The sequence below is a fragment of the Mycobacterium sp. NPDC048908 genome (genome assembly GCF_043197955.1).
Classification (GTDB): Bacteria; Actinomycetota; Actinomycetes; order Mycobacteriales; family Mycobacteriaceae; genus Mycobacterium.
In genome coordinates this window covers 1-25,981 of the sequence record NZ_JBICUE010000002.1, presented here as the reverse complement: position 1 = coordinate 25,981, position 25,981 = coordinate 1, and the positions used below count along the sequence as shown (strand labels likewise).

15 protein-coding genes are annotated in these 25,981 nt (G+C 64.3%); 3 read left to right on the top strand and 12 right to left on the bottom strand.

Going from position 1 to position 25,981, the window contains the following annotated elements:
• Nucleotides 1-11: 11 nt before the first annotated feature.
• The 11 genes from ACGFK1_RS04730 to ACGFK1_RS04680 form a co-directional block, all read right to left on the bottom strand.
• Complete coding sequence (locus ACGFK1_RS04730) at nucleotides 12-2,696, bottom strand: hypothetical protein (RefSeq protein WP_393426424.1); 2,685 nt, start codon at nucleotides 2,694-2,696, stop codon at nucleotides 12-14.
• The gene (locus ACGFK1_RS04725) at nucleotides 2,693-5,101 is read right to left on the bottom strand and encodes a hypothetical protein (RefSeq protein ID WP_393426421.1); all 2,409 of its coding nucleotides are present in this window, start codon (nucleotides 5,099-5,101) and stop codon (nucleotides 2,693-2,695) included. Before ACGFK1_RS04725 ends, ACGFK1_RS04730 begins: the two co-directional genes overlap by 4 nt.
• Nucleotide 5,102: 1 nt before the next feature.
• Nucleotides 5,103-7,799 (bottom strand): hypothetical protein, encoded by a 2,697-nt coding sequence (locus ACGFK1_RS04720; protein ID WP_393426418.1) that lies wholly within the window; start codon nucleotides 7,797-7,799, stop codon nucleotides 5,103-5,105.
• 1 nt (nucleotide 7,800) lies between these two features.
• Nucleotides 7,801-11,385 (bottom strand): tubulin-like doman-containing protein, encoded by a 3,585-nt coding sequence (locus tag ACGFK1_RS04715; RefSeq protein ID WP_393426415.1) that lies wholly within the window; start codon nucleotides 11,383-11,385, stop codon nucleotides 7,801-7,803.
• Between the two features lie 72 nt (nucleotides 11,386-11,457).
• A complete protein-coding gene (locus tag ACGFK1_RS04710; protein WP_393426412.1) occupies nucleotides 11,458-14,262 on the bottom strand; it encodes a vWA domain-containing protein in 2,805 nt (934 codons plus the stop codon).
• Complete coding sequence (locus ACGFK1_RS04705) at nucleotides 14,259-14,672, bottom strand: hypothetical protein (protein ID WP_393426409.1); 414 nt, start codon at nucleotides 14,670-14,672, stop codon at nucleotides 14,259-14,261. The genes ACGFK1_RS04710 and ACGFK1_RS04705 overlap by 4 nt, the downstream gene beginning before the upstream one ends.
• 157 nt (nucleotides 14,673-14,829) lie before the next feature.
• Complete coding sequence (locus ACGFK1_RS04700) at nucleotides 14,830-15,654, bottom strand: HAD family hydrolase (RefSeq protein WP_393426406.1); 825 nt, start codon at nucleotides 15,652-15,654, stop codon at nucleotides 14,830-14,832.
• Nucleotides 15,642-16,760, bottom strand: a complete 1,119-nt coding sequence (locus ACGFK1_RS04695; protein ID WP_393426403.1) for a cysteine protease StiP family protein — start codon at nucleotides 16,758-16,760, stop codon at nucleotides 15,642-15,644. The genes ACGFK1_RS04700 and ACGFK1_RS04695 overlap by 13 nt, the downstream gene beginning before the upstream one ends.
• Nucleotides 16,757-18,016: a phosphoribosyltransferase family protein gene (locus tag ACGFK1_RS04690; protein WP_393426400.1), complete on the bottom strand. Its 1,260-nt coding sequence runs from the start codon at nucleotides 18,014-18,016 to the stop codon at nucleotides 16,757-16,759. The genes ACGFK1_RS04695 and ACGFK1_RS04690 overlap by 4 nt, the downstream gene beginning before the upstream one ends.
• Nucleotides 18,013-19,206, bottom strand: coding sequence for an HpcH/HpaI aldolase/citrate lyase family protein (locus tag ACGFK1_RS04685; protein ID WP_393426397.1), 1,194 nt, complete (start codon nucleotides 19,204-19,206; stop codon nucleotides 18,013-18,015). Before ACGFK1_RS04685 ends, ACGFK1_RS04690 begins: the two co-directional genes overlap by 4 nt.
• Entirely contained in the window at nucleotides 19,203-20,156 is a 954-nt protein-coding gene (locus ACGFK1_RS04680) for a hypothetical protein (protein ID WP_393426394.1), read from the bottom strand. The genes ACGFK1_RS04685 and ACGFK1_RS04680 overlap by 4 nt, the downstream gene beginning before the upstream one ends.
• A 398-nt stretch (nucleotides 20,157-20,554) precedes the next feature.
• Here ACGFK1_RS04680 and ACGFK1_RS04675 point away from each other — a divergent pair, with 398 nt between their 5' ends.
• The 3 genes from ACGFK1_RS04675 (at nucleotide 20,555) to ACGFK1_RS04665 (ending at nucleotide 23,020) form a co-directional block, all read left to right on the top strand.
• Entirely contained in the window at nucleotides 20,555-21,130 is a 576-nt protein-coding gene (locus ACGFK1_RS04675; protein WP_393426391.1) for a TerD family protein, read from the top strand.
• A gap of 79 nt (nucleotides 21,131-21,209) precedes the next feature.
• Nucleotides 21,210-22,328 carry a DUF475 domain-containing protein gene (locus ACGFK1_RS04670; protein WP_393426388.1) on the top strand — a complete coding sequence of 373 codons (1,119 nt, stop codon included), beginning with the start codon at nucleotides 21,210-21,212 and terminating at the stop codon, nucleotides 22,326-22,328.
• A gap of 35 nt (nucleotides 22,329-22,363) precedes the next feature.
• Nucleotides 22,364-23,020: a Tellurium resistance gene (locus tag ACGFK1_RS04665; RefSeq protein WP_393426385.1), complete on the top strand. Its 657-nt coding sequence runs from the start codon at nucleotides 22,364-22,366 to the stop codon at nucleotides 23,018-23,020.
• Nucleotides 23,021-23,573: 553 nt separating this feature from the next.
• Here ACGFK1_RS04665 and ACGFK1_RS04660 read toward each other — a convergent pair.
• Nucleotides 23,574-25,457 carry a DNA/RNA helicase domain-containing protein gene (locus tag ACGFK1_RS04660; protein ID WP_393426382.1) on the bottom strand — a complete coding sequence of 628 codons (1,884 nt, stop codon included), beginning with the start codon at nucleotides 25,455-25,457 and terminating at the stop codon, nucleotides 23,574-23,576.
• Nucleotides 25,458-25,981: the final 524 nt, after the last annotated feature.

Genomic DNA, 25,981 nt, shown 5'->3' with positions numbered 1-25,981 from the left:
TCGTGTTCCTCTCAGCTCGGCCTCAGAAAGCCGGGACGCAGCCTGTCCGACTGCCCAATGCGGTTGGCCTGCAGCCAGTCCCGCGCGGCGCGTTGATAACCGGCGAAGAACTTTTCGGCGTCATCGGCGCTCAGATCACGGACCAACGGCCAGGCGCTGTCTCGAACCCCGGATGCGTCAGTGGGGCCGCGGTATGCGCGTCGCTTTACCAGCGCGCTTACCACGGCATCTGCCCAGCCGGGCTGGTCATCGGTGGGATCGCTCAGGAGTGTGGCGGTTTCGGCAATACCCTTGATGCGGCTCATCATCCCTTGGCTGACGAGCCAGTCGGTGTCGATGATTCCGTCCTCGGCCAGCTCGGTGAGTAGATCAACGATATCACCGCTGCCTGCGCGCAGCCGTCGACGCACCTCCTGTGCGGCGGGTCGTTTGACATCGCACCAGGAGTCACCACGAGCCTGGCCCACGGTGAACAACACGGCTAGCGGTGCGACCAGGTCATCAGTGAGTTCTCCGATGTGGCCGAGTGGCAGATTGTCGAAAACCGGCCAAGCGCATTCATTTAATGCCTGCTCGACGCGTTCGGCAGTCCATGGCCGGGTTCGGTACAGCGCGCGCAGCCGCGCCGCTGCCACCGCGCAGACGTCCCATCGATCGGGGGCGTATGGAACTGCGGCGTCGGCGAGCGTGTCGATCAGCTCCGCCGGAAGTGCGTCGTAATACATCGCCGAGATCGCAGCGGCTGGACGGACGCGCCGAGGCCACCGGCTGAACATTCCGCTGAGGTGGGACTCGGTTAGCCGAGTGTGCCCACTGAGCCGGGTGATCAGGTCACGGCACTCGTGGTCGGGCAGCTCATCGGCGCCCAACGCAAGATACATCGCATCCAGTGCTAGCTCGGCCGCCGATTCTGCTGTAAGAGCACGCTTTTCGGGATGGTCGAGTACCCGCGCAATATAGCGTGGCAGCAGAACGCAATCGTAGGGGTTCGGGTTGGCCGGGATGGCGGGAACTGTGGCGTCTTCACCGAACAGCCACCCCCAAACGGTGTCGCCGAAGCTGTCGAGGAAGTGGGCAGGCCGGCGGGCGATCACCGGCCGAAGCACGCGTTCGCGCGTCGCGACACTGATTGCAGCGTCGTCAAGCAACGGTCGGGCCGCGACGCTGTCAGCCAGTGCGCCCAGCGCGGCGGGGCTGATCAGCGCGCTGATGCTGCCGGCCGCGCGTTTCAAATGCGTATCGGCGCAACATAGCCTGGTGAGCAACTCGGCGATGCGCAACTGCGCGCGCAGCCCTTGCACCGGATCCGTCGAACCCCACTCAGTGGCCGTCTCCAGCGCGGCGGCTACGGCCGGCTGCAGCGGTTCGAGATCAGCGACCGGTTCGTTTGGCAGCTCGGCTAGCTGACCACCGAGTATCCATTCGGGGTCGTTAAGGACGTTGTGCAGCAGCCGTTGTGCGGCTGCTGCGACCCCCGTCCGGCGCTGGCGCGCTTGCAAGAAACGTTCATAGGCGTCCGCGGAGTTCGCGGGGGCGGTGGCTGCTGCGGCCGCGGCGACCGTGGCGGCGATCCATTCGACGTTGTCGGCGTGGCGCGGTGCATCGTCGGCGATGACCTGGTCTGCGTCGATGTGAAACTCGCTGAGTTCGTCGTCGCGGCGCACCGCGACGGCCAGCGGCCACACCGGAGTGAGGCCTTGGTCACCGATTTCGGCGGCGATCCTGTCTTGTTGTGCCAGAAGCCGTGTGGCAAGCAATTCGTCGGCGAGCACGCCCTCGGCGAGGACTGACCACCCTGTCACCGTGATAGCTCCGGATGCGGTCTGGTGCGTCGATCCAAGCTGACCGATGCCCGGTTCTGAAAATTCATCGATGGCGATCCATTCGCCGTCTGGTGCATCAGCTACCCGGGCACGCGCTACGACGACCAAGTGGATGCCCCGGCTGAGATCCGCTGCGGCAAGGGCTGGATCGTCATGGGTAGACCAGCTGAACCGGCGGGCCGTCCCCGGTGACATGAAGAAGCTGACTGCCGCGATCCACCGCGGGCCACTGTCGAGGTCGCCCGTAATCAGCATCACTCCCGGCCCCCCGGCCATTGCGGCGTAGACCGCGTCCAGCAGGACGCGGAAAACGCTTTGCCGGTCGATGGTCGTGCCGGTCAGAAATGAGATCACTGACGCTGCGCCGATTTGTGGGGTGGGTTCGGGAACCGTCTTCTCGTTCAATGTGGCTGCAGCGACTTCGGCGGCGCCGTATGGGCGAAGCCATTGCGGGGACCCCCACAGTTGAATCGGCCGAAGTGCAGTCGGCGTGGTGATGCTTCGGTCGAACAGGACGTGAGCCATCACGTTGCCGGGCCGACCTGTTGCGTCCATACCCGCGTCGACGGTATGCCAGTAGCCTGCGGTGTCACCGTCGAGCGTCGCATAGACCAACCGCGCGGGCCGGCCAGCGATCTCATCAGGTGTGGGATAGGTGGGCAACGGGTCGCCCACATCGAACCGAGCCACGACGCGGGCTGTCAGTTCCTGGCATTCGGCTGCGGTCAGATCACCGGCTTGCGCCTTGACCTGCCAGCCGCCCCCGGATCCGGAGCCGTCATTGAACGAGGTGTAGATCAGCTGGGCGTAGCGCGCAGGTGTGACGCCGATAGTCGCGCTGCCTGAGAAGCCCTGCGGTGAGGGTGCGCTCATTCGGGAGCTCCGATGGCGGGATTGAACCACAGCCGGTGCAATGAGGTGTCGGCCAGCGCATATCGTTTGTTCGGGTCGGCCTGCGAAGAGACGAACAGTCGGAAGAACCCGCGGTGATTTGTCCAGTCGACCCTGCACCCGGTCAAATGTTCGCCACGAGGAAGGTTTGAAAGGACCCACTGCGGCAGAGGTTCACCGCCCTCGGGCGGAAGCAAGTACACTAGCTCGCCGTCTTTGGGGCTCAACGGGAAGCGGTCCAGGCGCTTTCTCATGACGAAGCCGATGGGCGATTCGATGTCGAGATTGCTCTCAATCTTGATCTCCATGATGTATCGCGATGGGATCTGTTGTGGGACTAGGTCATAGCGCAGCCTGTGTAGCCCCGGATAGTGCAGCGCAGTGATTTCTCCTCGCACCTGCTCTCCCCGCGAGTAGGCAACGGGCACCAGACAGACAGTGCATCCCTTGGGTTCTAGAGGCCGTGGCAGGATCAGTCCGCCGTCGCGGCGGTACTCAGCGGCGCTCATCTCGGCCAGTGGCTGACTGCGGTCACAGATCTCTTCGGGGCTCAGTGTGGTGCTGCCGACGTAGGCCAGCATGGCAGCTGCGCCCGTCGGCCAACCGAATGTGACGATCTCGGTGTCGAAGCGTTCGATGATCTCGGCGTCGGTGACCGGTGGCACCGGTCGGGTCTTGATTTTGGTTGTGCCGATGCGGGCGTTGCCGCCCAGTACGGTGACCGGTGTCAGGTAAGCGCGTTCCCATGCGGCCGGCCATGGCACGCCCGCGATCCGCGAATGTGTCGCGTCGGCAGGTACGACGGGGTCCTTGATCAGCGTCTCGTCGGTGAATCCCTGCACCTGCAGGGCGGCCTCGGGCATTTCGCTGCCTTCCAGCCCGGGCGGCGGTGGCGTGCTGACGCGGTATACGCGCACGTGCCCGGCTTCCGGTGTTGTCCATGCCAGATCGAATCGGGAATTGTCTTCGGCGCTAATGACTTCCAGGTCCTCGACGCCGACGAGGTCGACCGACACCAGAACTTCCTGTTGTCGGGGTCGCGACAGGCGAACCGAGGAGCCGACGGTGACTTCGGCCAGGGCTCGGTACAGGTAGCGCATTCCGCGTGTAACTTGGGTGTCGACGAAACCGGTCAGGTTCGGCTTGTCGGCACTGATTTGATTGCGGGGGTCGTCACGGACGGGCGCGCTGCCCTCCAGCGGAATGCGGAAGACCCGCACGGCTCGTGTGCCCGGAAAGGTTGTCCACCGGCCGATTACCCGGCCCTCGTCCTCGCTGACGACGAAATCATCGACCGGGCTGACTTCTTCGCCTATCGCGAGCAGGAACGGCTGATTGTGTCGGGCATCCTCATGATCGATGCCTACGTGGCACCACACCTGGTAATTACGCACAGCGCAGGACAGGTAGCGGTTGTCGTGCACCTGCAGAGCGGTTGTCACTGCGACGAGGTCGCCGGCCTCTGGCTTGAATGGCTCGGAGTCATCGCCGGAGACCACTCGATAGATGACCATCTTGCCGGCCTCGGGTAGGTACGGCTCGAACGCCAGGCGCAACCCGTCTGCGGTGGCTTTGATGGTGACGGGTCCCGGCGCGATCTCGGAGTCGCCATACTCGTAGTCACAGAAGTCGCTGTGGGTGAGGTTCAGTAAGACACCTTCGGTGCGATCCTGCCGTGGTGCGGGCCGTTGTGGCTCAGCCGTCGGCCGGACGGTCGGCGTAGGCGCAGGCGGCGGTGTCAACGCCGCGGGCTGCGGCGGTGCCGACTGTTCGGGGGGGTCATCGGCCGCAGGTGGCGCGGGCGCTCTGGAATCCGGGTCTGTGAATTCGGCGATAACAGCGGCGATTTCGCGGCCGAGGTAGGCGGCGGGGCCGGGCAGTTTCTTGCCTATCTGGTGACCATCGCTATGGCCGAACTTGACGAGGTTGCGCAGCGTGACATCTTTGATCAGGTCGGCACCTTCAGCTCCCTCTGCGATGCGGGCACCGCGCCAGCGCATCAAGGCCTCGACGATCTGCGAGGGCCCGTCGGTGCTCGGCGCCTCATCAGGTTCGAGCCCAGATTCGGTCGCCGGCGGTGGCGGTTCGGCTGGTACCGATTCGGGTTCGGGGGCCGGGAGATCTGAGCTAGGCAGGGTGAGTTCATCGGGTAATTGGTCGACAGCGGTGACCGGGCTGACCCCGAACTTGATTTGATGCAACAAATGATCGATGGTGGGTGCCCAGGCGGCCAGCACCGGTGAGGCCACCCGTTCGGTCCAGTTTGTGGGATGGGCTGCGATACTTGCCAATTCGTTGGCACCCGGCGCGGGGATACCCGCCGCAGCGGAGCGCTGCGCCCAGACTGTCAGCGCCTCGAGGCGCTTGGATTCCTTCGCGTCCGCCATGTCAGAACTTGAACCCTCCGCCGGGTTCGGGCGGGATATACGGCTGCCCAGGCCCGGTGACATCGCCGTTCTGCTGGCGTAAGGATTCTCGCGGCGCGGCAGGCATCGGCGCGCTCCATGATGCCGGCGCGCCGTCGGGCCCCGACTTGATGTAGTCGACCGGAATAGCGTCGCTGAACTGTGTTGCTACACAGACGATTCCGACGCCAGCCTTGTTGACGTCGCGCTCGTCTGCCATTACCGCGGCCGCCCCATGGGTGATGGCGACATCGGTCAGCAGCGATGAGTCGAACCGGTAGGTGCTTGGAGGTGGCGCTGGCCGGTCAATCTCTGCGAGGAATTCGGCTCGGGCAACAGTAGATCCTCCGGGCTGCTGGACATGGCTGACCAGGCTGTCGATCAGCTGCGCCATCGATCCGGTCAGGTTCTGGAGCGCCCGTCGCCAGGTCACGTCGGCTCCGGTGGAGGTAACCGACCCGCTAAACAGCGCGCTGGACCAAGCGTCGAGCACCGAGCCGCTACCCCGACCCGAATGTATCCACAGCGGCGAACTGTCGGCGGTCAACTCGCGGCTGCCCGGCGGCGAGGGGAGCGCGGTGACAACAAGGTGCTCCCAAGCTCCACTGAGCCAGCCGAGGTTGAACAGATCGCGCCGCAGGTATCCCACCGTCGTGGCGAGGTCGGTGTCGGCCGGCGCGGCGTATCCCACCGCGGTAGACAGCGGCAGTCCCCACGACAGGCGCAGCGCGTCTTGACTGTACTGGGTGTCGGGGCCCAGCGGCGCGGCCAAAAACGCCCCCAGAGCGCGACTCCACGCAAGGTATTCGCCGTAGCCCTGGGAGAGCCGGTTGAGGTCGCGCAGCGCTGTGCGTAGGTTCTCCTCGTCGACTGCTCGCTCATCGAGAATGGCTTTGCGCCGGTTCAGCAGTTGAAACAGCTCGCGCTGGTTGTGGATGAACGCGCGAACGCACAAAATCAGGCTGATCAGATAGGTGGCGAGGGCGATAACCACGGCGTACAACCATTTCAAGTGCCCAGCAACGGCAAAGTAGACGACCGCCGCGGTCACCAGCAGCATCAGAATCAAGGTGAACTGGATCCACCGCGCCAGCTTCTTGTTGCTTGCGTCGGGCTCAGGCGGCAGTTCGGGTGCGTTGCTGAGCTTCTGCAGAAGCTTCTGCACCTCGCCGTACACGGAGGCGAACGCATCAGCGAGGCGCCGGCCCACAACAACACCGAAGCTAGTGGCGTACCGGCGCTGCCATGCCTCGAGGTTATTCAGTGTCTCCCGCGCTTGCAGGCCGTGTTCGGGGGTGCGTTCCAGATCAGTGAGTTTGTGCCGCAGGCTCATGAGACCCAGCGGGTCCGTGGCGTCGAGGCTGTCGACTTCGACGTTGGCGGCGATAATGCCCGGGATGTCCGTGAACTTCTCGGAAGGCCCGGGGACGACCTCGGCGGCCCGGCCGATGATCCCGCGGTTGACACCGATCTGCACTGGCGGCAGTTCGGCGCTGCGCACCCCGGCGTCGGCAAGGGTCATCGCCGCGCGGCTGTAGTCCTGCCAGACCGCCGATAGGTCGCTGCGGGCGCTGTGCTGGCCGCCGTCAGGCTGGCCTGCCAGCACGCCGCTGAGCTGGCTGGAGGCACTAGCGATGTCGGACCATTCAGCGCGCTCCCCGCGCGCGGTGCGGCCGTTGATCACCACCTCGTAGGCTGACTCTGCGCCGCCGAAAATCGTCTTGTTCATGGTCGCGGCGATGCCGGTGGAAACGCTGTTGACCATCGCCGCGTACCAGGCGGCGGGGGCGTTTTTGATTGCGGCCCACATGAATCCGAAGAACAGTTTCAACGCGGCACCCAAGCCGATCTTCTGTGCGGCTGGGGCACGCTCGTAGGTACGCCGCGGACCCTTTAGCACTGCGGCATGCTTCTGCCAGAACTTGTCGGCCATGGTGGTCGCAGCCAGCGAGACGTCGGTGACGTAAACCACTTGGGCGCGTTGATCACTGGGTAGTGGCAGGGTTCCGTCTTGGGATAACAGCTGGCGGCGCAACCCCGATTCGGCCTGGGCGGTATCAAGCTTGCGGTAAAAGGATCGGGTCATACGCACCACTTCGCCGGGCATCACCGGTGAGTGATCGAGCGGGGCGTGATCGAGGTCGCTCCACAGTCCGAGCGCACCTGCCAGCACCGGGGCGGCGTAGCGGCCGATCTCGGCGGCAGCATCGTCGGCGGCCAGGCGCACATGACCCAGGCCTGGCCCGGGCCGGTCCTCCGGTGCAATCAGCAGGTTGTGCCAGCCGTCGACAGCCACCTTCACCCCGGCAGGGGCCGACATGCCCGGCCTGGCCAACAAGGCCCGCACCCGCACGGTGTGTGAAGCTCCGGTAGACGATGCCAACAAATCGGCGATGAACCGCTCCTGGCCAAGAGTCAGCGGTGTATCAAATCCCACCATCGGAACGATGACGCACACACGCATCACATCGATGTTGTGCGCGGTGACGATCTGCTGCAGGGTTACATCAGCCGACCGACCACCTTCGACACGGGTCAGCACTTGCGGCGGCGCGGCGTCGCTGGGATCGGTGATCCAGATGAACGGACCGACTAGTCCGGCGGCCGACAGGTCGGTAAGCACGCCGAGCACTCCGTCGGCGACGCCGCTGGGCGCCAGCAGAACCGTGGAGGCAGGCATTTCAGAAGTTGCCTCCGGTCGGTATCTCGAACGTGTTGGCGCCCGGTCCCGCCAGGGGCTGCGGGGCGCCGACGCTCTGGACCTCGGGTTTGCTTGCCGCTTCGGTGCATTCAGCGACGATGTCGATGAGTTGGTGCGTTGCGGCATACACATCACGGGCGAGGTCGCGGAACAACGGCGTCCTCGAGGCCTGCGCGCGCACGCCGATCCTGGAGAAGGATCCGCCACCGGCAGCCCCAGAAACGCCGGGCGCCCCGCCTTCGCCAGGCGCCATGTAGTGATGACCCGCAAAGTCATGGAACTCTTTGAAGTACTCCTCCACGAGCCGGGCACGCTCATCGACGCTCACGTCGGGGCCCGCCCCTTCCACGACCGAGTCGACACCGGTGCCGGCGCCCCCTGAACGCAGGAACTGCGTCAAATGCCGCTTGGCTGCCAGTGTTTGCAGCCCAGAGGCCGGGTCTTCCGGGGAGTCATCGTAGATGCGGCGCAACGAGACATACGGCAGCAGCGACGACATCACCGGCGGCTGGTGGGACTGCGCGATCGCGAGCAGGAAGGACTCCAGGATCGCCGGAAGCCAGTCGTAGGGCGCCAGGAACTCCGACGGCGGTGTCAGTAACGGATTGGGGAAGGGCAGCCAGCGCCGCTCCTCGGTACTCCACACATGCGCCGGCTGGTCATACGGCTCGGCGGGAACCTGAATAAAGCCGATGGCGCGGCCCAGAATCCACCCGGCCACGCATGCCTGCCGCTCGGCGAAATGCATCGGCAGCGCGGCCGAAAGCGGCCGGGCGCGCCTCATCGTCCAAAACGCTCTGCGTTGAGACGGGGCGGCGGCCAGCCACTGCCGGGAGGCCTGCTCGACCACCGCGGTGTAGGCAAGCGGCGAGTAGTTGGGGTAGGAGCCAAAGATGTTGATCCGCTTAAGTTTTCCCTCGTCATTGAGGGCACGTGCGAACGCATCCGCGCTTGCCTTGTTGACCCGCGGCTGCTCACCCAGCGCGCTGGCCATCGCCTCGGCCACACTCTGATCCTTGAACGGGATCGCCGAAAATTTGTACTGATACTCCATCTGGGCTGCCCCGTGAATGGCTTGCATCGCCTTCTCGTTGACACTGGCCAGCGGGCGGGCCAAATTCAGTGCCTCACCGAACCTGATGGCGACGTCACGCTGGCGATGGGCCATCTCCGATTCCGCTGGCGGCGGCTGCTCCTGACCGAGCACGAACTCGCGCAGCGATACCGAGCAGAACCGGTCAAATGACCCGCCCGTGCGGGCGACGAATCGCCGCGCCCTGTCGAGCAGTTCATGCGGCCGGGTGTGCACGTCGTAGCGTGCGCGCTGGGCGATGAGTCCATCGCCGGTTTCGGGATCGCGAGGAAACACACTGGAAAGCCATGCCGCGGTTCGTTCCACCACCGGATGGTCGTCGGCCGGCGCGCGCGTGCCACTCACCGTCGGCCAGCTGCCAGTAATCACATGCGCGACAGCCCGTTTGATGCCATCCTCGAATCCGCAGCGCCCGACCGTCTCGGCATTCACCGACTGCGGAAGGTGGGTTTCGTATCGTTGCTTAAAATCGGTCGAACTGGTCAGCATGACTTCGTTGTTGGCTTCGAAGAAGCGGGCCGCGACCGCGTCGTCGTCCTCAGACGGCCAGGCGGCGTATTCATCGGTCTGCAGATATGCCAAGCCGAGCTCGCGGGCCGGTTCGCCCGCAGCGCGGCGAAGCATGGCCTGCGATTCGTCAAGCGCCGACACCAGCTGATCGATCACTTCCGTTGCCAGCGCGGCAGCCGCCTTACTGATCTGGTCGGCCAGCTGCGCATAGATCTGCGTCTGGACCACACCGGCGGTGCCGGTAAGGACCCGTTCGAGAACCTCCGCCGTGCTGGCCAGCGTCCCTTTCAGCGCCGCCAGCACCGGTTTGGCGTCCTCGGACACGTCGGCGATTCGGGTTCCTGGTGCATACCGCAGCAGCTCGGCACCACCGGGCACGACGACATCTTGTAGCTGTCGACGTACTCTCTTCACCAGGCCGGTGGCGTAGGGCAACCCCTTGTCGCCCAAGGCGGCGATCGTGGCGGCCTCCAAACGGGCAACGAATTTGTTCTGCCACCGGAAGGCCTCGAGTTCGGCCACTTGCTGGGCCCCATAGAGCAGGTGGTCGCGGCGTTCGCCCAGCACCTGGCGGACCCGATCGGTCCACTGCGCCGCAGCCACACCCCCGCCGTGGGGCATGTCGCGGCGCACTGACCCGTCGACGATCGCCGCCGCGTGCGCGGCCGCGTCATGCTGCGGCAGCACAACGCCGCCCAACCACGAACCGACGGTTCCCGCACCGGAGTGCGGCAACCCCAGATCTGTGCAGATGTTGGTCCACTGGTTGTCCAGGATCGCGTTGACCTGTTCCTCGTCGGAGGCCGAATTGTTCGGCTGCAGATGCCCCCGCAGCAGTTGGTCGACGCTGCTACGCGCCAAGCGCTGCGCCGCGTATTCCTTGTAGCGGTCGCGTCCCATGCTCAAACTGGCGAACCCAAAAGCGCCCCACGGCAGGTTGTTCCACTGCTCGTTGCCCCAGCCAAGGAAGTGACGGTTGCCGGCCACACCGGCGCCGTTAGTCAAATCCCATTCCACGAACTGCTGGGTCGCCTGTCCCGACAACATCAACGCCGACAGTCCGCGGCCCAAGCCCCGATAGACGGCATCAGGTGACCCGTCGCCGAAGACCGTGCGTTGCGCACCGACATAACGGCCGACTGGGAAAACGCGGGCGAACGGGATCAGTTCGCCTTCGCCGTGCTCTTGGCCCAGCGCGCGCAGCAGCGCGACGTCATGCTCGCGGGCGGCGCCAGTCTGACTTGCCACGATCTCACCGAGCATGGCCAGCGCATTGGCGCGTACACCGGTGACAGCTGCCTCGGGCAGGCTCTCGAATATATCGGGGGCGACCATGAATACGCCCATCAGACGTGGATCAAGGCCCGACACCATCGTCAGCACCCGGCAAATGTCCAAAGCCATCGACGCGCCCGCACCACCGGCCATCGACGACACCACCAACACGATGGGCTGATCGTTCGGGTCGAACGCGCCGGCACCGGGCACCGCCAGCCCACGCATTTCGGAGTCCGTCGACGCCAAAAAAAGTGTGTCCCAGGCTCGTTGAAGTTCTTCGCGTACCCTGCCAACCCGGCTGAGAGTGATGATCCGGCCCAACGCCCGGTACTGGCCTGCGCCTGTGCTCAGCGGCACGTGCACCGCCACAGGGTCGCGAGGCGCCCAGGTGGCGATGGTCTCGAGGGCCTGACGGTTGGCCAGCTGCTGCGCCAGCGCGCTGTCGAGCACCTTGTAGCTGTCGCTTTGGGGCCCGGTGCCGACGTAGATGCCGCCTTGGTCACGAACGGTGCCGATGTTGCGGACCGGGGTCGGCGCAGTCGGCACGTCGAGGTGAACAAACTGCCAACCAGCCGGAATCCGGTCGACCCCCTGCTCGGCGAGATCGGAGTGCAGCTGGTCCATCATGTAGGCCAGCGTCGCGCCACCAGAGCCGCCGCATCCAACGATGAGGAATTTGCGCATTCGTTGTCAGTCCTTACTTTGTCGCTTAGCCGATTCTGGAGACGACGCGCCGCTCGCACGCGCCGTGGCCGCTCACCTAAACGGGTTCATCGGGTTACCGCCGCTGGGCTGCGACGGTGGAGGCCCACTGGAGCCGAACGGATTGCCAGATCCCGTCGTCGGGCCCCCCGGTGAGAACGGATTTCCACTGCCGACACCGCCAGCGCCGAACGGGTTGCCTCCCGGCACGGTCGCCGGCCCGGGATTGCCAGACCTTGCGCCTGGGCCGAACGGATTTGTTCCCGTTGTCGGCGACGTGGTGGCCGCGAAGGGGTTATCGCCAGCGGTCTGCGGGCTCGTTGGTGAGCCCGGCTGCGTGCCAATCGGATTGGCGCGTGCGCGCAGGTCGGCCAGGACTCGCGGCAGCGACGAAGTGACCTCGGTGATGAGCCGGTCCACGACGGCGGCACCGGCATCGCCGCTGACCAACAGCACCACGGTGGCGACCTCGTGTGGACCGGCCGGGTCGTGCAACACAAACCACGTGTTGTGTACAGCCAGCGGCAATTTGGCGTCCGGCGTCTTGCCGTGCGTGGCGGCTGATTTGCCCGCGGCGCCAGCACGCCCTGGTGCCGAGGCGACGGCAAATCCCGCGCCGAAGGGCGACAAGCCGATGCGTGTCCGCAGTGTGATGCCGTCGAGATCCAGGCGGCGCGCCGGTTTGTCCAGCCCTTGAACGAGGTTGACCAGCTCTCCGTCACGCACCGTGAACGGGCTGCTGTCACGCAGCACCGAGGTCCCCGACAGTCGTACTGGGATCTGCTGGGCGCGTAGCGCTTTGGCGGGTATACGGCTGACCAGCCACTTGGACAAGTACAGCAGCAGCAGCGGGACACCCGGGCCCAGGATCAACGCAACAACGAGGGCCAGGATGAAATTCGCTGTGTTCAGCGGCTTGTGCAGTGATGCGGTGAACGGCACCTCAACGGCGATCGGCTCGGCGGTGCCGTCGGCCGGGGCCACCAAGACCTTGACAGTGCCGTTGACCGCGCCGGTGCCCGCAGACGGGATCTTCAGCTCGACGGGCAGCGATTGTTGTTGGTTCTCCGCGGGTTTGACGCAGTTGTTCGCCGAATTGGCTGAGGACCCAACGCTGACGACGCCGACACCGTCGGGCTCGGCAGCGACGGTGGTGGCGTCCCTGACCAGCCATGCACAGCCCGGGCCGGTGACGGCCAGCATCGCGTGGAAACTGCCCTGCCCTTCCAGGGCGCCGAAGTCGATCCGGTCAGCGACTTTGGGATAGCCGACGGGCGGGTCGATCTTGATGGGCAGGTCGACGCGTTGGGCTGCGAGTTGGGTTCCGGGCACGATGGCGCCGTTGGGTTGGTGCGCCTCGGCGGTGGTGACGTTGAGGACCAGCTGCAGCGTCGCTGCGCCGGGCGGGACATTGGCCAGATCCAGGACTTGCGGCGAACGAATTTGGTCCTTCGGCAAATCCGTCGCCACGGGGTGCTCGCCGCCTTTGACGTCGACGAGGACCGCCGACATCGAAGCGCTGCCGAGCAGGGTCGAGGGGTCCACGGGCTCCTTGCGCCCGTCGACGACGGCCAACGCCACCGAAACATTGTTGTCGCCGCTGTGCAGGGTGGTGTTTGCCGCGACGGGCCATGCGGGATACAGGTCACCGGAGATGTGAATGCTTGAGCGTGTCTTGGCCGTCGCATCGCCGGCCGGATCGACGAATACCAGCGCCCAGACGCCCTGCCATTGCGGGGCTTGGGAATTCGACATGCGAATCGAGACCGACTTCTCGCCTTCGGGTAGGTAGTCCACCTTGACCCCGCCGAGGTCAAGCGTCGCGGGTCCGGCGTTCAGCGCCACAGACGCGCCGTCGGGGGCGACCAGATATGGCGTGAGCCCGGTCTTGTCGGCGGCAGCCAGCACGCTCACGCTGCGCACGGAACGATCCAGCACGAACCGGTGTTTTGCCTCTTCACAGATTTCGCGGGCACAGGCGCCGGAGGTGATCTCCGTCGGCGGCTGTCCCGGGGTGCTGAACTTGTCAAACGCGAACAGCAGATCGTCGATGTTCTGCGCCAGATAGAAGTCGCCCGGAGTGGGGCTGCGGATCGCGCCGCACGACAACACCGCACCGGTGGGCTGGCCTGTGACGATGGCTTTGAGCACATCGAAGTCCGCGCTTTGTTCGGGCTTGGGGGCCAGTCCGATGCCGAAGGTGACGATGCCCGACGAACGCAGCTGATCGGCGAGACCCCGGTCACGGCAAATGCTGTCCTGGGCGGCTTTGATCGTCGCGTCGATACCGGCCTGTGAACTGAGGTTCTGTCCCGGGGCGTAGGGCTTGGAGGCGTCGCGCTGGTTGAAGTCCAGCTTGCCGTCGGTGAACCAAGCCAGCGCCTGGCACTGTTTTCCCTCTGCTGGTTTCGGCGCCTCCCCGAACGTTGAGCGAGCCCCGTCCAGGGCGGTCCAGTAATCGGTGTCTTGACCGTTGTCGCGGTCCTTGAAGCCATCGATGCCCGATTCCACTGCAGGCAGGTTGGCCGCGTTGAGCCGGGTCCACCCCAGTACCTGCCGGTAATCCTCGGAGAAACCCGCAAGCGCCACATCAAGGGCGATGCCCGCATCAGCCGAGAACTGGGTGAGTTGCTGAGCGAGGTACTTCGCGGCGGTGACACGGTTGTCTTGGGGATCGGTGTCTTTTAGGCTGCCCGACTCGTCGATCATCAGCAGCAGCTGACCGGATTTCTGAGCCGCCAAACAACCGCCGAACCGGTCGACCCCTGTTTCCCCGGTCACGGCTGTGCCCGGCGATGCAAAGATAACGGCCACCAGCGCAGCCGCCACGACTGCGGCGCAGTTACGAAACCACGTCACAAGCGGCCCACCCAGAAAGCGACGCTGAGCGCGGAAGCCACGATGCCGGCGACGGCCAGAACCGCCACCGCGGCGTAGGCCATGGTGAGCCACTCCGGCCGCAGATACACCGGCTCCGCGCGCCGCTTGGTGTCGGTGGCGAGGTAGAGCGCCATCACGCCGATGGCAACAGGACCGGCAAGTGCCCAACCGATGACTGCGATCGGACCGCCCCAACCGACCGCCGCCAGCACTACGCCGATAGCCGCGACCCCGGCGGCGACGGCCAGCAGAGCCGTCGGCGGCGACACAACGGTCAGCGGATCCCCGGCACTCGACGGCGGTGGGCTGAAAGGCGGACCGCCCCCCAGATTCGGGTTCCCAGCGTTGGCCGTGGCGCCCGACTTAAACGGATTAAAAGGTGAGCCCACAGCGCACTCCCCCTGGCCCTCCCTCGCATGTTCTCGCCGGACAAGATCGTGGCCATCTTTTCACATACGCAAATACCTCGTGGCCGATGCGGCAAACTGTCGTCCGATTGAGCGACCCCTTCGAGTCGGCACGAAAATGCGGTGTCGAACGCAATGGTCAGACCAACGGCGCGCTGGCGCGTTCGGCCAGCCAGCTTAATATCTCCTCGGCCGCTTGTGCCCCGCTCGAGCGGGTCACCGCGGTGCGCTCACAACGCCAGCCCAGCGCGTGCAGTTCGCCGTGCGCTGGGCGCATCGACGCGTCGGCGTAGTTAAGCAGCTCTGCGTCCAACACCCCGTCGCCGGCGGCCAGCAGCGGTGCCTGCCCAGCCAGTGCTCCATCCTCAATTAGGCGTCTGCGCACCTCGGCGACTGCGCGCGATTTGCACAGCCCGTCGGGCACGGTGTAGATTTTCCGGCCCTGCCGCGAGACCCGCCAACCGCGGCCAGCGCACCACTCGGTCCATTCGTCGAAGAAGCCGGCGGGCAGCTGGTTCTCGATGACCACGAGATAGCAGAAAAGATCTTCTGCGACGCGCAAGTTGAGCACCCAGTGCTCGCTAATGTGGGCCTGTAGTGCTGCAAGGATGTCCGCAAGCGGGGCGCCGCCGTCTCTGATCCGTGCGGCCATCGCGGCGCTCCAATCGGCGTCGGGGACCGAATCGACAAGGATGTTGCCGCCGTTGCTGGTCACCGCGTAACGAAACGGTCTGCCTGGCAGCTCCAGGCGACAGTATTGGGCAACGGTGCGGGTGGTGGCTGGCACCACCGGCCCGCGGGCCGCCAGAGCGCGCAGGCGCTCTGCGGCCAGGGGTGTCATGAAGGACAACGGTGATCCGTCGTAGTACTCGACACATGTGCGCGGATGGGGGTTGCCGCCGTTGAAGAACCGATCCGAATAGATCAGCGTGCGGTCCAGGTCGCAGGCGATCAATGCGGCCATGTGGTGACTTCCTTGATCAGCCCGACGCACGAGTAAGCCAGATCGGGATCGTGCACGACAGGAACGTTGCGGGCCTGTGCGAGCAGCCGGATGTGTTGATGCTCCGGCGCGTCAAGATCGCGCAGAACGATGCGCCACGGCACGCGGCGCAGCAGCACGCGAGTGGTCTCCCCGATTCCGGGTTTGACGAAATTGGTGGTGGTGATGCCGTACTGGCGTTGTATGCGTTCAACTGTCTGCCACCCGCTCCAGGTGGGAGACCGGTCACCGGCGGTGACCGCTGCCACGCCGCGTCGCACGTCGTCAACGACAGCGCCGAAGTGCACCGAGACGGCGTCGAGAAAGGTGGCGGACTGATCATCGTTGCCAAGCTCGCTGTAGAACTTTGCGCCGTGAAAATCGTTGGGCGCCAGCAGGCGCCAATTGAGCACGGTGCGCGATACCAGACCCGAGACGGTGGAATTCAGACACGCCGACGCGATGAGAAAGTCGTCGCGTGTGCCATAGGTACGCACGCAGTGGCCGGGATCGGCGAGCACCGCCAAATCGTCGCTGAACGCCACATTGGTCCGGCCGCGATACTGGCGCAGCGCGGCGCTGAGCTCCCGGGCGATGGCCCCCTTGCCGGTCCAACCGTCGACGAACACCGCGGCCTGCGGATCGTGGTGAGCAACTAGGAAATCCAGCGCCACTGTGTCGATTCCGCGGTCGCGAACTATCGACACCGCGTAATGTGGCAGCGCGACCCCGTGGTGACGCAGCGCCCAGCGGCGCATCAAGATGCCGACCGGCGTTCCGGCTCTGGCCAGCGACACAAGCACTACATCGCGGCCACGTTCGGCCAACACAAGTTCGGTGACCACGCCGACTGCGATCGACAACCGTCGGGCGCTTTCCGCCAGAACGGCCCTAAACAGTTCACGGTACGTCTGATCGGGCTGATATTCGATGGGCAGCGATTCAGCGTAGTGGGCGCGGCCGCTTTGGATCGCCCGCTCGCGCTCGACGGAGTCGGCTTCCAACGGCACCGCTGACAAGTCGGTGAGTAGCCAACTGACCTCCTCGCGGGCATAGGAGCCGAATGCCGGCCCGGTCAGCGGCTTCACGGTCGTGCACCGCGGCGGGCGGCAGCCAGCGTGGCAGCGTCGGGCCCGTGCACCGCCGCGGCCAAAACGTCATAGCCTGCAGCCGTCAAAACGTCGACCACGCCGCCGGATTCGGTCAGCCGAACGGTGTCTGCGTTCGCATCGACCATTAGCACTAGTTGAGGATCACCGTCGTTGGCGGGCCATCCGTTGTACAAGAACCGGGGGGCGTCATCGCCGAGCTCGCAGGCACTGAACCGATAGCCTCGTCGCAGCGGATAGTCGCCGATGTCACGCACATATGCCGGTGAGCGGGTGCTCGACTGATACAGCACCGCAACACCGTCGTCGGCTAGAGCGTCGGCGACGCGAAGCGGCAGATACATGAACTCCTCATGCCCCACGACCAGGACCGGTCGGCTGGCATCCAGATGGTCCCCCAGCTGCTCGCCCACCAGCTGCACTGCGGTATCGAACGCCGTGCGGTCCCTGCGCAGGAAGCCGTGTCTGCCTCCTTCCGGCACCGTCGCGGGCCACGCCACCTGGATACGGCGCGCGGTGCCCGGTCTCGAGCGCGCAGCGCAGTTCAGGGTGGGCGGGGGTAGCGCGTTGACTTCGTCGATCAGCGTGTGCGGCAACTTGACTCGGCCCGCGGCCAGACTGACGTGGTCGATCCGCACGCCAAGGTTTCGGGCGGTCTGGATGACCGCACCATCGTGGTGCCCGTCACGGACATCGACCAGGGATGCAACGACGTAGCGAGATCGCGGCGTTCGCCGGTGCAGCGCCCGGATCGCCGCCAAGGCCGTTGTCCCGGTCGATAATTCGTCATCGACGATGACCAATGGGCGCGGCTGGCCCAGCATGTGGGGATAGGCAGGTTGCAGTGTGTGGTCGGTGGCATGGGAGTGGCCCTCCTGAAATGCGGCGTATATCTGCGCCGCTCGGCCCGCGCGCCGGGAGGTGTGGATGTACATCGCGGCCTCGAGCGAGTCGGCGACGGTGTGGCCCAGGCCGGTCGCAGTCTCGGCCATCCCCATTACATCGACATCACCCTCGACCAGGGCCCGGATTCGTGCGCCCAGCTGGTGCCCGGCATCGATGATCGCTGGCGGTTCTGCAGCGATGTGCTTTCCCAACACGGTAGAGACCAGCAGATGTGCCCGGCGAGGATTGCGGCGCAATCCGGGCAAGACCAGCTCGCTTACCGCGACGCCGCCGGGGTGGTCGAGGACTGCGAACCCAAACGTGTCTGTCACCCACTGTGCGGTCGTCATCGGCCGGCGAGCACCGTCAGCAGATCCACGAAAGACACACCTTTGTGGGCCACGCCGAACACTCGAGCGCGACGTAGCACTTGTTGAGCCCAAATTCTGTGTGGGCGCGGCTCGTTCATCTTGTTGCGATACTCAGAGCGGCGCACGCCGCCGGCCTCGGTGCTCACTACGTCCAAGGCGTCGCGGTATTCCTCGTGGGTCACCACCGCCAGCGCGTGCACCGCGGGCACGTGGGAGGGGTGAATCACGGTCTTACCATGCATTCCGTTGGCGCGATCTAGGCTCAGCTCGCGCAGCAGTCCGTCGAGGTCGCGGCTAACCAACTGGTCGCGAAACCGCACGGCGTCGTGCTCGGCGAACGGCGTCGTGCGCAGCATGGTGCGGAAAAGCCGTTCGTGATCGGCGAAGTACTCCCACACGGGCCCGGTGATCACGTACCCGGTGTCGTCGGCTCTGCCGAGGTAGTTGACGATGTCGCCGATCACATCGGCGATGACGCGCACGTCATAGATGGTCAAGTCGCGGTCGCGGCGGATGCCGAAAATCCCAGACATGTCGGTCGCCCCGATGCGCAACGCCAACACCGAGTCCCGATGGTTGGCAAGAACATCGGCGATCGCCGCGAGTTCAGCGTCTCGGGTCTGCCGATAGGCCAGCGCAGCCGACTCCAACACCGGCATGCAATACAGAGACTTGTGCAGTACCCGCGCGGCCTCGGCGGCCGCGGAGAGAAACCGCTCCCCAGAGTGCGCAGAAAACTTCGGGATCACAAAACCCGTGAGCGCTTCTCCACCGACAGACAACGACTCCGCGATCCTGCCGATACATTTCGGCCCGCGCACACGAACGAAAATCATGGCCTGAGTGGCTTGTTGGGTCTCTGCGAGCGTATCCAGTACTGCGACCGCGTTGTCCAGAGCACTATCGACCGAGGTGTCGTCAACGGCGTCTTCAAGGTCGAGCACCATCGAGCACACGCCGGCCTTGGCCCGCCGAGCCACCGTCGCGGCCAGATCAGGACGGTCGGCGGGCATATAGAGTGTGGCGCCCAGCGCCATCGCCAGAAGGTCACGATCGGCATCGGTCGCCAATTCCTCGGGTGCACGAAAAAAGAGCCGGTCGTGTTCGGCGTCGTCGAGCTGATGAAAATGCCGTATAGCCTTCACCGGTCGGCTCCGTGAAGTACTCATTGCGCAGACCTCTGCCGGATGCGGGCAACGATCATGTCGACAAATTGCGAAACGTCTTGAAGTGCACAGTGGTAAGCCCAGTAGTCCGGATGTTGCGCGCCGAGCGCGGCAACGGCCCGGTCGATACGCTCCACCTGCGCGTCCAGCGGCGTCCCCCACTCCTCAACCGCCCCCCGATCGACGGCCAGCCGCTGCGCGTCGCGCACTCGAAACCGCGCCTCCCGCTCCTCGACAGTCGGATCGTTGCGCAATCCGCGCAGCGTTGCAAGTCGCTCAGCGACGGCGTCGATTAGCCGCTCGGCGCCGGCCAACTCGGTCCGCGACCGGCCGACCAGCTCTAGTGCGGTCTCCGGCCGGTTCTCGCAATGAGCGGCGACGGCGTGGGTAAGCAGCGCATCCGCGCGGTCCAGATAACTGCGGGTTGCCTGCTCGTTTCCGAGTAGACCTGCCGAACTGTCGACGTGGAATTCCCGCAGCAGCGTAGAGATGTGCGGGCCGACACGGTCGGCACGGTAGCGCAGCGCATCGACCCGGGTTCGCACCGCGGCGAGCGCGCGGCGGGCTTGTTCTTCGCGATGCGGCGCCGCGTCCAACGCGTCGGTGATCGCTCGGAGCGCCTCAGTAAGTCTGGCGGTGCAGTCTGCTACCGCTCTTAGGTCGCGACGATCGCGTGCCATCTGCAGTTCATAGCCGACCGCTTCCAGGTGATCGCTAGCCCGCTGAACCGATGGGTAGGCGCGTAGGGAGTCATCGGTCTGCGCTAGCTTGCTGCGCGCATCGTCTGCCGCCGACATCGCGACGTCGGCCTCAGCGGTTACTGCAGCAACGCGCGAGGCCGCCGCGTTCAGCTCGACATGATGTCGTTCCTGGAATGCATCGAGTCCGTTTCGGGCGACGGATAGAAGTTGCTGGGCCTGACCGATAGTTGTGCTCCGTTCGGTCGAAGTCATATTACTGGCTATTTGGTCAATTCCTGCGCCGGTGGCTACCAGATACGCCGACGCCGCGTTATAGCATGCGTCGCGCACGACGGCGAATTCGCGTAGGAGTTCGGGCTGTGCCCCGAATGCCAGAACCGTCCGCAATGCGGATTCGACTATGCCGTGGCGATTTTCCAGGTCTAGAAAGGCAGTCGTAAGGGCAGCCTGAACTGATTGCAGGTGCGCGTCGTCACGTTGTTCGCTAGACCGCTTCAGCCACCGACTGGTCACGGCGCGATACTACCGCCGACGTAAAATCAGGTGCGATATTGCCGCGCGAGAGCGTGCTCATGTACTACCGTTGGCAAGGTTCCTGTGTTTGCAGGTGACAGCCCAAGAATTTCACATCGTTGGAAGGTTGTTGTTGAATGAGCGTCAGTCTGTCCAAAGGCGGCAATGTCTCATTGACGAAGCAGGCGCCGAATCTGACGGCGGTGGCCGTCGGCCTCGGGTGGGACGTGCGGACCACCACGGGCACCGACTTCGATCTCGACGCCAGCGCGATCGCCTGCGGCGAGAGCAAGAAGGTGCTCTCGGACTCTCACTTTGTGTTCTTCAACAACCTGCGGTCGCCCGAGGGTTCGATCGAGCACACCGGTGACAACCTGACCGGTGAAGGTGAAGGCGACGACGAGGTGATCAACGTTGATCTAGCCGGCACTCCGCCCAACATCACCAACATCTTCTTCCCGGTATCGATCTATGACGCGGAATCGCGCGGTCAGACGTTCGGGCAGGTGGCAAACGCATTCATCCGGGTCGTCGACCGCTCCAATAACACCGAACTGGCACGCTACGACCTGTCCGAGGACGCGTCTACCGAGACGGCGATGGTCTTCGGTGAGCTCTACCGCCACGGCAACGAGTGGAAGTTTCGCGCCATCGGGCAGGGCTACGCCTCGGGCCTGGCCGGCATCGCTCGTGACTACGGCGTGAACGTCTGAACGTGGGCGGAAGGGGTAGCGCGGACTGCGCAGCGACGCAGAGCATTTCGCTACGCGTCAGGACCGATAGGCGGCAGACTTGATACTGCGGATTTTCGGGCTGTCGGTTGCAGTCACGATCGTCTCGTTGATCGTCGCAGCAATCTATGGCGGCGTCGAAGCGCTGATCCTCTGTGGGATTCTCGGCATCCTCGAGGTGTCGTTGTCGTTCGACAACGCGGTTATCAATGCCACCGTGCTGCGTCGAATGAGCGAGTTCTGGCAACGGATGTTTTTGACCGTCGGGATCCTAATTGCGGTGTTCGGTATGCGGCTGGTCTTCCCACTGGCCGTCGTGTGGATTACCGCCGGTCTGGCGCCGCTGCAGGCGCTCGACCTGGCGCTTAATCCGCCGCCCGAGGGCGCGACTCACTTTTTGGACGGCCGTCCCAGCTACGAGACCGTGCTGACCGCCGCACACCCGCAAATCGCGGCGTTCGGCGGCGCATTTCTGTTGATGTTGTTTCTCAACTTCGTCTTCAGTGAGCGTGACATCACGTGGCTGTCGTGGCTAGAGCGTCCGCTCGGGAAGGCCGGCAAACTCGATCAGCTCGCGGTCGCCGTATGTGCGACGGCAGTCGTGCTAGCCGCTGAGGTGATTGCCGCCGACGAGCTCCGCGGCACGGTTCTGCTCGCTGGCGTGCTCGGGGTCATCACCTACATCACTGTGGACGGGCTCGGGTCGATGTTCGAGATTGAACAGGAGATCGTCGATCCCGAAGCCCCGCTTCCCCGGGGTCCGTCGGAGCTGGTCACGGCCGCCGGCAAGGCCGGCTTCTTCTTGTTCCTCTACCTCGAGGTGCTCGACGCTTCATTTTCTTTCGACGGCGTGATCGGCGCGTTCGCGATCACCGCCGACCCGATCATCATCGCCTTGGGCCTGGGCTTCATTGGGGCGATGTTCGTCCGGTCGATCACTATTTTCCTGGTCCGCAAGGGAACATTGTCCGAATACGTCTTCCTGGAACACGGCGCTCACTGGGCGATCGGCGCGCTGGCCGTAATTCTGTTGGTGTCCATCGGAATACACGTCAACGAGATCGTCACTGGCATGATCGGGGTGGTGCTCATCGGCGCTGCTTTCCTCACCAGTGTGGTCCGCAACCGCAGGGTTAACGCAAAGCAAACCCGGGAACCAGAAGCGTCACCGGTGTCCTGAGCGCCCATCATCCGATCTCGTCAGAAAGGACCCGCATGGCGATCGATTACACAAAGCGTCCCGTTGCGCCCACGGCGCTGGCGTCCTCACCGGCTCACCCCGACGTCGTGAACCTGTCCAAGATCCAGCTGACCAAATCGGCCCCGCGGATCAGCCTGACCAAAGCCGGTGAGCGCCAAGGCATTATGCGGGTGAACCTGAACTGGAACCCTGGGCGCCATGGCCGGGCGGTCGACCTCGACCTCGGCTGCCTCTACGAGCTCTCAACCGGGGAAAAAGGCGTCATCCAGGCGCTGGGCAATGCTTTCGGGTCCGACATCCGGTCGCCATACATCGCGCTTGACGGCGACGATCGCACGGGGGCGGCCACCGGCGGCGAGAACATGCGGATCAACCTTGAAGTGCCCGAACGGTTCCGACGTATCCTAATCTTCGCGATGATCTACGAGGGTGCGCCGAACTGGGCGGCAGTCGACGGGGTCGTGACGATGTATCCAACTTCGGGGCCGCAGGTGGAGGTCCGCATGGACTCACCCAACAACGGCGCCCGCATCTGCGCCATCGCACAGGTGTACTACGCCGAAGGCGCGCTCCATGTCAACCGCGAAGTTCAGTACATCAACGGCAGCCAGTCAACCCTCGACCGCGCCTACGACTGGGGCATGCGGTGGACGAAAGGCAGCAAGGACTGACGGTGCACAGCGCAGGGATCGTTAAGCTCGCCACTGCTGGTCAAGCTTCGAAGTGATCCCACCTTTGCTTTGTTGCGACAGCCGCGACCAGTGGTAGCGTGCAGCTGAGTTCGATGGCGCGGACGATCATTGAGTCACTCAATGCTTTCTCGTTAGACTGCGCCAGATTGACGCTTCGCCGGGCGAATTCGTGCACCTCACCGGCGTTAAAAGAAGGCCTGACCGCGCCACCGTGATGCCAGACGGTGATCCGCCCGACGCGCGCTTGCTGCCGCGGTGGCAGCGAGATTCGGTCCCTGCTTTGGGTGCAACTGAAGACGTAGGACGACCATGGACAAGTTCCGCCGTGCACGGGTGTCGGCAGCAGTACCTCGGTTGACGTTGGTGCGGCGCTGTCCGCGGCCGTAACAGGTTAGAGGAACTTCAATAAGCCGATGGTTCTGCAGTTCCCACCTGTGCAGCTCGGTGACCAGCTGAAGGTCGAGGAGTCTCTTACTCGCGGCCTCTCGCTTGACCACATCGGCTGAGCCACGCAGGACGCGCTGGGCGAGGGCTAGCGTGCAACCGCTTGACTAGAAATCAAGTTCGCCAACACCTCCTGCGTTACCGCGTCAGTCGAGTGAATCACGGTCCCGACCATTCCGCGGGTAAGCAAGACCTTGTACACATTTCGGACGAGCAGATCGAAGCGTCGGTCGCTCACTGTGGCACTGTTTCTGAAGTTTGGATCGCGGTTCGCGTGACGCACAGTCACAAATCTGCCTTCCCGCCAAACTAGGTCTGGACCGATGATCACGCCGTTCCAGTCGTACTCAAACCCTTGCGCCGTATACACGCAACCTACCTGCCCGAAGCCTCCGTCGGCTGTTGCCCACAGAGCGCTCGGTGGAGCATCGCCGATTCTCCGGTCGCTCTTGCTATTCCACGGACGCGCCCAGCCGTCGATCCTAACGTCCGCGACTAGTGTGCCTTCTTTCCGAGCATCGCTCCACGGCCAGCAGTAGCCTGCCGTCATCCTGGCCGAGTAACCGTGCTCCATCTGGTGAAGTAAATAGGCCTCCATCTCTCCCGGACTGTCTGCCACACGAACGTCGAACTGTGGGTCACCAGACCAGGCAGTGACTGTCTCGTCCGACAGACCAAGCAGGCGGTTAACCCAGAGGACGTACTCCTCGCTTCCCCCGCAGCGGAACTGCTCGCCGAGATGGACGTGTTGAAACTCAAGCCCAAGTTGAGCCACGTGTGTCTCGATCTGGTTCAGTGTCCCCATTTCGCCCGGGCGGACCACCTGGTGTTCGTCAAGCAGGAATACTGGAACTCGTGCGGCAGCGATTAACTCGTCAAGCTGCGGCCGCTCAGTTCGTAACTCCGCGCGCGTGTACCGATCGACCGACGTCTCGCGAATCCGATGCGCCTCGTCCATGATCAGTACGTCCAGCCCGTTCGCATCGGCCGTCATGAACTGATTGAAGTACTTGAAGAGCGACCGCACTTTGGGCGCGCGCTCACCCGCCACGTTGCGAAGTGTTTGCGTAAACGACCTCGAACCAGTTGCGTGCAGCACAGTGCGGCCACGCCGTGCGAGTTCACCCAAGAGGTTAAGTGCCACAACACTCTTGCCGCTTCCGGGCCCTCCCGTAACGACGATGACGCGTTTAGCGTTACCTGCGCGAGCTCGCTCGACAGCATGCATGACTAGATCAACAGCTAGCTCTTGGTTGCCGATCAACCGGAACTGCGAACGATCGCGAATCTCCGCGGCCACAAGCTTCAGCAGCTGCCTCGATGGAGCCACGGCCGAGTGCATGAGTAGGTCACCGGCGGCATGACCAGGAGCGGGAGAAAGTCTCGACTTCAGGAAGTCCGCCATTGCTGCCCTGTCCGCGCCGGTGAACAACCGGCCCGTGGAGGAAACCGGGACGCTCAGCAGATCAGAGATCTGCGCTGGATCGATGGCATTGTGCAGGTACGCCATGCCCGCCAGTGCGTCGGGTTGATCAGCGATGACTCGTGCAAAGTCAGCAAGGTACTCGCAATAGCCGCGAACCTGAAGTACTGGATGCAACCTCGGTCCACCGGGCATTCCAGGGACCTCAACAACCTCGGGGTCGCCTTCGAATGCAAATGCGGCTGACCATTGCTTCAGCTCGACAACGACATACGAGAACTCTCCGGTTTGGGGATGCATGCCTGCCAACACCACGTCCGCGCGCTGCGATGTGAGGGGCAGGTGATACTCGACCAACATCTCGACATCGCCAAGCCCAGCATCGATCAGGTCCGATGCAAGGATGGGAAGGCTTCGTCGCCATGACGTCTGCTCGGCAAGCGAAGCACGTCGCCCCGTGCGAAACAGCATCTGCTCAAGTAACTGCTCGACCAAAGATTCGGGTTGCTGCTCACGAACGCGACTTGCAGTTGTCCGAATGAGAGTCACTTCGCATTCCCCAAGGCAGCACGAACCGAATCGTGCGGGGGACATGTCCGGAACGCCGTACGGCTATGGAAGTCCGTCGAACCGCAGGAGCCATGCTAGTTCACCGGTCATGCCGGGACGCGCCGACGTCGTCGCAACACGTCGGGAGTTGAAGCGAGCGCGACCAGAAGTGCGTCGGTGAGCCTGGCCATGGCAGTAGCGCACGCTGCCTATGGAGCCGCTGTCGGCGAGATCGGATTGTGAATGGCGCAACAACCGCTGTACCGGCTGCCGGCTGCCGGGTTCGGAGGCGGGTGAGGGATTGCTGTACGACTGCTCATTCCTGAACTCACCCGTCTCACGCGGGTGTGCTTCGATGCCTCGGCAAAGAGATCGAGTTGAAGCCTGGCGTTGGCTTCGGCCTAGCTGTGATGTCCAGGGAGGTTATCCGGGTCGCTGTCGGTGAGCCTGTGTGACAGGGAAGGCCTCCGGTTGTGAAGTGGAGCTGTCTAGGAACCACTTCGTCAACCAGGAGGCCTTCGTGT